8 protein-coding genes and 1 pseudogene are annotated in these 8,651 nt (G+C 42.8%); 5 read left to right on the forward strand and 4 right to left on the reverse strand.

What is annotated here, in order from left to right; genetic code table 11:
- On the forward strand, positions 1–526 hold a 526-nt coding region (locus B4033_RS11965), incomplete at its 5' end, for an adenylate kinase (protein WP_286834254.1).
- Here the strand turns inward: B4033_RS11965 and B4033_RS11970 are convergent.
- On the reverse strand, positions 523–1,545 hold the full coding sequence (locus B4033_RS11970; RefSeq protein ID WP_286834257.1) for a hypothetical protein: 1,023 nt from the start codon (positions 1,543–1,545) through the stop codon (positions 523–525). The two genes, B4033_RS11965 and B4033_RS11970, sit on opposite strands and share 4 nt — an antisense overlap.
- Positions 1,546–1,705: 160 nt before the next feature.
- Between B4033_RS11970 and pheS the strand changes: the two genes are divergently transcribed.
- From pheS to B4033_RS11985, 3 genes are all read left to right on the forward strand, one after another.
- Positions 1,706–2,686 carry a phenylalanine--tRNA ligase subunit alpha gene (pheS, locus tag B4033_RS11975; RefSeq protein WP_004813006.1) on the forward strand — a complete coding sequence of 327 codons (981 nt, stop codon included), beginning with the start codon at positions 1,706–1,708 and terminating at the stop codon, positions 2,684–2,686.
- Between the two features lie 138 nt (positions 2,687–2,824).
- Positions 2,825–5,206 (forward strand): phenylalanine--tRNA ligase subunit beta, encoded by a 2,382-nt coding sequence (gene pheT, locus B4033_RS11980; protein ID WP_286834261.1) that lies wholly within the window; start codon positions 2,825–2,827, stop codon positions 5,204–5,206.
- Positions 5,203–5,499: an integration host factor subunit alpha gene (locus tag B4033_RS11985; RefSeq protein WP_004813003.1), complete on the forward strand. Its 297-nt coding sequence runs from the start codon at positions 5,203–5,205 to the stop codon at positions 5,497–5,499. Before pheT ends, B4033_RS11985 begins: the two co-directional genes overlap by 4 nt.
- 104 nt (positions 5,500–5,603) lie before the next feature.
- On the opposite strand, the gene B4033_RS11990 is transcribed toward B4033_RS11985, so the two are convergent.
- The 3 genes from B4033_RS11990 to trxA form a co-directional block, all read right to left on the reverse strand.
- Entirely contained in the window at positions 5,604–5,891 is a 288-nt protein-coding gene (locus B4033_RS11990) for a hypothetical protein (protein ID WP_286834265.1), read from the reverse strand.
- Positions 5,892–6,303: 412 nt separating this feature from the next.
- On the reverse strand, positions 6,304–7,572 hold the full coding sequence (rho, locus tag B4033_RS11995; RefSeq protein WP_004812998.1) for a transcription termination factor Rho: 1,269 nt from the start codon (positions 7,570–7,572) through the stop codon (positions 6,304–6,306).
- Positions 7,573–7,900: 328 nt separating this feature from the next.
- On the reverse strand, positions 7,901–8,227 hold the full coding sequence (gene trxA, locus B4033_RS12000; protein ID WP_004812997.1) for a thioredoxin: 327 nt from the start codon (positions 8,225–8,227) through the stop codon (positions 7,901–7,903).
- Positions 8,228–8,491: 264 nt separating this feature from the next.
- Here trxA and B4033_RS12005 point away from each other — a divergent pair.
- Positions 8,492–8,651: pseudogene (locus B4033_RS12005) on the forward strand (exopolyphosphatase); the annotation flags it as partial.

The raw sequence follows: 8,651 nt of genomic DNA on the forward strand, positions 1-8,651 counted from the left end.
TAGAATAAATGTGGTCGGTACCTCTGCCTCGGGAAAATCTACTTTTGCTTGTGCTTTAGCGGCAAAATTAGGCCTCAGTTATATCGAGCTGGATAATTTATTCTGGCTGGATAACTGGCAGGAAACTGTGGATCGAGAGTTCTTTGATAAAATTCAAGCAGCCATCGATCAGGCCAAAGATGGCTATGTGATTGATGGTAATTATACCCGCAGTATTCTCGTCAAATGGGCTGAGATCGACAGTGTGATCTGGATTGATTTACCGTTTCAACTCAATCTATATCGTTCCATTAAAAGAGCCATACAGCGGACAATTAGCAAACAACCGCTTTGGTCAAACTCGAATAATACAGAAAGTTTCAGCCAGATGTTAAGTCGTGATTCCATCATCTGGTGGATGATTAAAACCCACCAGAAAAATCGTCAGCATTATTTAAAGTTGATGCATATGCCTGAATATCAGCATATCCACTGGATCAGATTAAGATCGCCCCGAGAAATTGACGCTTTTCTGGCACAGCATTAAAGTCCAAAATAATAACCAATCAAACAGATAATTACCGTAATAATAATCAGGGTAATAACGTTACCTGAATTGGATTTGGCAGCATCGTGAGGCTTATGTGCTTTAGATGGTTTGGTCACATGCTCGTCGGTAGTCATTCCTGCAAATGGATCAGCGCTGATTTTCGGACTTAGTTTTGCAGTCTTGTAGTGATTCGCGATTTTGACAATAAACTTCGCTTTCAGATCGTCGATTTTCTGCGCAAAATGGCGTAGGTCAAGCTGTTGGTCCGGTGTCAGCACTTCACCGTTTTCATGATAAGGATGCTGGATTTTAGCTTCGATTAGTTCTTCCAGCGCATCCAGACGGTATAGCATGTCATGGGCAAAGTCAGCTGTATAATCGGTTGGCAATAATGCCAGTCTATTACCGATAGCTGTATCCGCAGTAGAAGACACCCCATAATAAGGTTGTCCAAGCTGAGCAGGTTGAACAAAACCTTGCGCAAATCTGGTATCAAATAATTCATGATCCATAAAGACTTGAATGTCGTCCCAGTTTGGCTGTTCCAGATCTGCCAGTACACGTCTGGCCAGTTTACTGTTGAGTTCGTATTGCCAGAAGGTTTCATGACGTAGAGAAGATCGCTGTGTAACAGGTGCTTCATAATCATTGTCTGCGGTATACCATTCTGGTAATTCTTTGCCAATAATCCAGGCATTTTTTTTCTGGGCTTCATGACTGACAATGAAATATTCAAATGGCAGCAGTTCAACATTTACATTGGGATTTTGCTCATCTTCAAGCAGGGTGGAGCGGTGCAGACTCAGACGTTGTACGTCCTGTTTTTTCAAACCTTCCAGCCATACCTGAAAATGCTGCGCTAAAAGATGCTGTGAAATCAGATCACGAAAGGCAAATTGATGCTGATTAAAGATGGAATGCTGAAGCCAGCGATTGAAACTTAAGTCCTGAGACAGGTACTCATTTCCATAAGTTACTAAAGTAAGTTGCTGTTTCCAAATTTGATCGATTGCCATAATGATTTGATCTAATTGATATCATGTTTATTTTATACTTTTTATTTTTACATCTGCCAATCTAATTTTCATTACATGCCATCTTCATCAACGTGCCTAAAAACTGTTAGAATACGGGGTTTTTTAAAAATATTTCTAACCTGTTGCTTTGAGAGTTACTATGTCACTGGAAGCCCTGACCACTGAAGCGCTCGCTGCGATTGCAGCAGCTCAAGACCTTGCTGCACTTGATCAAGTACGAGTGCAATTTACGGGGAAAAAAAGCCAGCTCGCGGAACAATCTAAGTCGCTGGGTAAAATGGATCCGGAACAACGTAAAGAATTCGGTGCAAAAATCCATGCTGTGCGTGAAGCGATTACAGCTGCACTGACAGCACGTCAGGCAGAACTGCATAAAGCTGCGCTGGAGCAAAAGCTTGCCAGCGAAACTATTGATATTACATTACCCGGTCGTGGCCAGCAGGTGGGCAGTATCCACCCAGTGACCCAAGTACAGGAACGTATCTGCCAGTTCTTTACCAAAGCAGGTTTTACAGTGGCAACTGGCCCGGAAGTTGAAGATGACTATCACAACTTTGAAGCCTTAAATATTCCAGGCCATCACCCTGCACGTGCCATGCACGACACGTTCTATTTTGATGTAAACCACTTGCTGCGTACGCATACTTCTGGTGTTCAGATCCGTACTATGGAAACGCAACAACCACCAATCCGTATCGTGTGTCCAGGCCGTGTATACCGTTGTGACTCGGATCAAACCCACTCACCAATGTTCCATCAGATTGAAGGTTTATACGTTGCTGAAAACACCAGCTTCGCTGAACTGAAAGGTTTGCTGGTCAACTTGCTGAATGAATTCTTTGAAAAAGATCTGAAAGTACGTTTCCGTCCATCTTATTTCCCATTCACAGAGCCAAGTGCAGAAGTGGATATTATGGATGAGCGTGGCAAATGGTTGGAAGTTCTGGGTTGCGGTATGGTGCATCCGAATGTATTGCGTTCTGCTGGTATTGATCCTGACAAATACAAAGGCTTTGCATTTGGTCTAGGGGTAGAGCGTTTTGCAATGTTGCGTTATGGCATTAACGACTTGCGTATGTTCTACCAAAACGATGTGCGTTTCTTACGCCAGTTTGCTTAAAACTTTTTATTAAATCCTCTCCTAACCTCTCCTTTAAAAAAGGAGAGGGACTCCACGAAATCAGTTGGGGTTCTCCGCCTTTCTTAAAGGGGGAGTTAGAGGGGGATTCTAGAGATTTGAATTACAGGTTTTATATCAATGAAAATTAGCGAAAATTGGCTACGCACATGGGTTAACCCAGCCATCGACAGCGAGAAACTTTCTGATCAACTGACCATGCTTGGTCTAGAAGTTGATGACTTATCTCCAGCAGCAAAACCATTTACAGGTGTTGTTGTAGGTGAAGTTCTGACTGTTGAACAGCACCCAGATGCAGACCGTTTACGTGTAACTACCGTGAATATCGGTTCAGGTGAACCACTCCAAATCGTGTGTGGTGCGCCAAACGTACGTGCAGGTATGAAAGCGCCTGTGGCTACCATCGGTGCAGTATTGCCGCGCGATTTCAAAATCAAGAAGGGCAAACTTCGTGGGATCGAATCCCAAGGTATGCTGTGTGGTGCGTCTGAAATTGATTTAGAAGACAAAATTGATGGTCTTTTAGAATTACCAAACGATGCACCTGTAGGTGTCAACGTTCGTGAATATTTAGACTTAGATGACAACGTGATTGACATCAGCATCACACCAAACCGTGGTGACTGTTTCAGCATTCGTGGTATTGCACGTGAAATTGGTGTGATTAACCAATTGCCAGTGACTGCGCCAGAAATTCAAGAAGTGGCTGCAACCATTGCTGATGAAAAGAAAGTGGTGGTGTCGACTGAAGGCTGTCCACGTTACTTAGGTCGTGTGATCAAAAACGTCAACACCAAAGCGCCAACCCCTGAATGGATGGAACGTGCGCTTGCTCGTTCGGGTATCCGTCAGCACAGCATTTTGGTCGACATTACCAACTATGTATTGATCGAGCTGGGTCAACCGTTACACGCATTTGATGGTGGCAAGGTTCAAGGTGCAGTTCACGTTCGTCAAGCAACAGCCGGTGAAAAGCTGGTGCTGTTAAATGAACAGGAAGTTGAACTGAATGAAAAAGTGATGGTGATTGCTGATGATGAAAAAGCATTGGCGATTGCAGGCATCATGGGTGGTCTGTCTTCATCTGTAACGGATGCAACCACTGAGATCTTCCTGGAGTCTGCATTCTTTGCACCTTTGCACATTGCAGGTCGTGCGCGTAGCTTCGGCTTACATACCGATGCTTCTCAGCGTTATGAGCGTGGTGTGGACTTTGAACTGCCAGTAATCGCAATGCACCGGGCGTCTCAGCTGATTGCTGAACTTGCAGGCGGTGAGTTTGGTCCAATTACAGTTGCAGAAAATGCAGCAGTATTGCCTAGACGTGAAGCAATTGAGCTTGAACAGGCACAAGTAGATCAACTTCTGGGTTATAAAGTTGAATCAGACTTCATTACCGACGCGTTAACGCGTTTGGGCTGTGAAGTGACTGTGAAAGCAGAAGGTCAATGGTCTGTGGTACCACCGTCACACCGTTATGACATGGCGATCTACCAGGACTTGATCGAAGAAGTTGCACGTATTCATGGTTATGACAACATTCAAATCAGCTTGCCTGTGATTGATGTCAAACTTGCAAAATACCAGGATCAGTTCGAAGTGGCTCAGCTTCGTCAGACTGCGGTGACTCTGGGTTATCAAGAGGCGATCAGCTTTAGCTTTGCTGACTTGAAACTGGAAAAACAGCTCAACCCTGCAGTAAATCCATTGGCATTGGCAAACCCGATTTCAAGTGATTTAGCGGTAATGCGTTCAACCCTGTTATCAAGTTTGATTCCATGTGTGCAATATAACGTCAATCGTCAGCAAAACCGCGTACGTTTCTTTGAGCTGGGTCTGCGTTTTGATTATCAGGATGCTGCATCGATTCATGACCTGAAACAGATTCCAACTTTCGCCCTGATTGCGACTGGTTCACGTATCAATGAATCATGGCATGGTAAGCCACAGCCAATGGATTTCTTTGACTTTAAAGGTGATGTGGAAGAAATTCTGGCAGCAGCTCGTGTGAATGTTGAATATGTTCGTTCAGAGCGTGCATGGTTGCATCCTGGTCAATCTGCTGAAATTATGGTTAATGGTCAGTCGATTGGTTATTTAGGTCGTTTACATCCATCGCTTGAAGATGAGCTGGATTTAGCAACCACTTGGGTCGCTGAACTCGATCAAAAAGCCGTTTTGCAAACTTATGTATCTAATTTTACAGAATTATCACGTTTTCCGTCGGTTCGACGTGATATTGCGCTTTTAATTAGTGATAAGATTAATGTTAGCGAAATTCAGAGACTTATCGAAAAGACTGGTGGTGAGCTCCTGGAGTCAACCTGGTTGTTCGATGTGTACACTGGACAAGGGGTAGAAGAAGGCAAGCGTTCTCTAGCATTTGCTCTTCTCTGGCAGCATCCAACCCGCACCCTGGAAGATGCTGAAATTAAATCAGGCATGGATAATATCCTGCAAGTGTTAGAAAACACTTATCAAGCGACATTGAGGGCTTCATGACAGCACTAACTAAAGCAGAGATGGCTGATCATTTAAGTGAGCTCACGAGTTTAAACCGTCGTGAAGCAAAACAAATGGTCGAATTGTTCTTTGATGAGATTAGCCAAGCGCTAATCTCAGGTGAGCAAGTCAAACTATCAGGTTTCGGTAATTTTGAGTTGCGTGACAAGCGTCAACGTCCAGGCCGTAATCCGAAGACCGGTGAAGAAATTCCGATTTCTGCACGCCGGGTCGTAACCTTCCGTGCGGGGCAAAAATTCCGTCAACGTGTGGGAACTGAGCAGGTCAATTGATCTGCTTTTTTTCTTGATATGAATTGCCTGTAGAAATTTCAATTTTTACAGGCATAAAAAAAGAGAGCCAATGGCTCTCTTTTTCGTACTGAATAATCGTTAGATTATTGAGCAGCAGCTTCAGAAGCAGCAGTAGCTTCAGAAGCAGCGTCAGTAGCAACTGCAGCAGCAGCGTCAGCTTCAGCAACAGCAGCAGCGTCAGAAGCAGCAACTTCAGAAGTAGCTTCTACAGCAGCAGCGTCAGCAGCAGCTTCAGCTTCAGAAGCAGCTTCTACAGCTTCAGATGCAGCTTGGTTAGCGTCAGCAGCAGCATCTTCAGTTTTTTTAGCACAACCAACGAAAGCTAAAGTAGTAGCAACTGCAGCAGCAATAGCGATTTTTTTGAATAACATGGCATCACTCTCTAAAAATTGAGATTAAAAAAAACCGACGTTAGCCTGTTATGTGCTTTTATTATTCCTAATTTTGTTAGGTACTAACAACGCAGGAGCAGTCTAACTGGTCTGCAAATATGCTATCACTGCGCATTTTTAATTGCTACAGGGCAAGTTCAAAAAAGTGCAAAAAACGCATGAAATTCATGGTTTTTTTAACAGAAAATAACAATTAAAGGAAAGACTTATATGGGGTAAAGGCGATTTAAGCCCCTAAAACTTATACAATTTTTCTTACCATTATTTTATTAATCATGAACTTGCAAATAAGTTTACAAATCATCGTGGACTTTGTTTCTTTGTGTAATCAATGTCAACCCCAATAAAAAAGGTCATCGTTTTAGATGACCTTTCTATAATTTTTGAGGATTTAGTTAGATGCCTTGCGCTTCATCTGATCGAAGAAGTCGTCATTGGTCTTGGTTTCTTTCATGCGATCAAGCAGAAATTCCATTGCCGCCAGTTCGTCCTGGGTATGCAAAAGCTTACGCAGAATCCAGACTTTACGCAGATTATCTTCTGACATCAGACGTTCTTCACGACGAGTGCCTGATTTCTTGATGTTCATTGCAGGGAATACGCGTTTCTCAGCAATGCGACGGTCAAGCGTGATTTCCTGGTTACCTGTACCTTTGAATTCTTCGTAGATCACTTCATCCATTTTACTGCCGGTTTCAATCAATGCAGTAGAAATAATGGTCAGTGAACCGCCTTCTTCAATATTACGAGCCGCACCGAAGAAACGTTTTGGACGTTCAAGTGCATGTGCATCCACACCCCCTGTCAATACCTTACCAGATGAAGGAATTACAGTGTTGTAAGCACGTGCCAGACGGGTAATTGAGTCAAGCAGAATCACTACGTCTTTTTTATGTTCAACCAGACGTTTGGCTTTTTCAATTACCATTTCAGCCACTTGTACGTGACGCGCTGGAGATTCATCAAAGGTTGAAGCGATAACTTCACCACGAACCGTACGTTCCATTTCCGTTACTTCTTCAGGACGTTCGTCAATCAGCAGTACAATCAGGAAACATTCAGGGTTGTTACGAACAATTGACTGTGCAATGTTTTGCAGCAACATGGTTTTACCGGCTTTCGGGGGTGCAACGATAATAGAACGCTGACCTTTACCGATTGGGGCAACCAGATCGACTACACGAGCTGTCAAATCTTCAGTGGTACCATTACCCAATTCCATGACCAATTGCTCAGTTGGGAATAAGGGGGTTAAGTTTTCAAACAGAATCTTGTTGCGAGAGTTCTCAGGTGTGTCGTAGTTAATCTGGTTCACTTTTAAAAGTGCAAAATAACGTTCACCTTCTTTAGGTGGGCGAATGGTACCAGTAATAGTATCGCCTGTACGAAGGTTAAAACGACGGATCTGGGAAGGGCTGACATAGATGTCATCAGGACCTGCCAGATAAGAGCCTGCCGCAGAGCGTAAGAAGCCAAAACCATCTGACAGAATTTCCAAAACGCCATCACCAAAAATCTCTTCACCATTCATCGCATGGCGCTTTAAGATGGCAAAAATAATGTCTTGCTTGCGGTTACGGGCCATGCCTTCTAGGCCCATAAACTCGGCAATCTTGATGAGTTCGCCAATCGGTTTTTTCTTGAGTTCGGTTAAATTCATAGGTGGTCGGATAGAATCAAAGTTCTGAGGTACAGGTTAGAAAGGGAGTAACATTCGGCCGCATACAAGCATTCAAACGACAGCAATTGAATTTGTACAAGAACAATTCAGAGGTTTGTTTGATTGTTTCAAAGAGAAATGTGAAAAAACAATTTCTATTGCCGAGCGGCATCTTATGTATTGTGTCTTGTAAGAAATTGACAGGATTTAGTATTCCTGATCTCTTGAATGAGCAATATAAGAGAGAAACAGGCGTTTGTCAATTTATTCTGGACGAAAAAAATACGCGATATCTGATCACGTATTTTTATCTTTAAAACAGCGTTGATTAAATGTTTTCTTCAATGAACGCTGTTAATTTAGATTTAGGTGCTGCACCCACTTGAGTCGCAACCACTTCACCATTTTTGAACATCAATAAAGCTGGGATATTACGAATGCTATAGTTCACTGCAGTGGCTTCGCAAGAAGTCACATCAACTTTTACGATTTTTACTTTACCTTGGTATTCGTCAGCAAGTACTTCCAGTACAGGAGCAATTGCTTTACATGGCGCACACCAGCCAGCCCAGAAGTCAACCAATACAGGAACGTCTGATTGAAGAACGTCTGCTTCGAAGTTTGCGTCAGTAGTATTTACGATGTTGCCAGACATGGAATGCTCCAGAAAATAATTTTTTAAAGATGGCTATAATTCTTAGTATTACATAGCCTTCTTCAACAATGTAGGGGAATATGCAAATTTTCAACCTATATTGTCAATTTGTCTAATGGATGATCACGATAGAGATAATCGTGTAACACAATTGTCACATAGAAAGAAAAAATTAAAAGGGAGTAAATTGTCGATACAAATGGCTTTTAAATTGCATGGTTGTGAATTACTCTAAGCACAATTCGTTAAAGGTTTATTTCTGGAATGTCTGACTTTTTGATTGATGAAGAATTACTTGCCGCCATCGATATGGGATCAAACAGCTTTCATTTGGCCATTGCTCGAGTGGACCACGGCGAAGTCAAAAAAGTGGCATCAATGTCAGAAAAAGTTCAGCTTGCAGCAGGTCTGGACGAAAATAAGA

The sequence above is a fragment of the Acinetobacter sp. UBA3132 genome (genome assembly GCF_002364825.1).
In the GTDB taxonomy this organism is placed as follows: Bacteria; Pseudomonadota; Gammaproteobacteria; order Pseudomonadales; family Moraxellaceae; genus Acinetobacter; species Acinetobacter schindleri.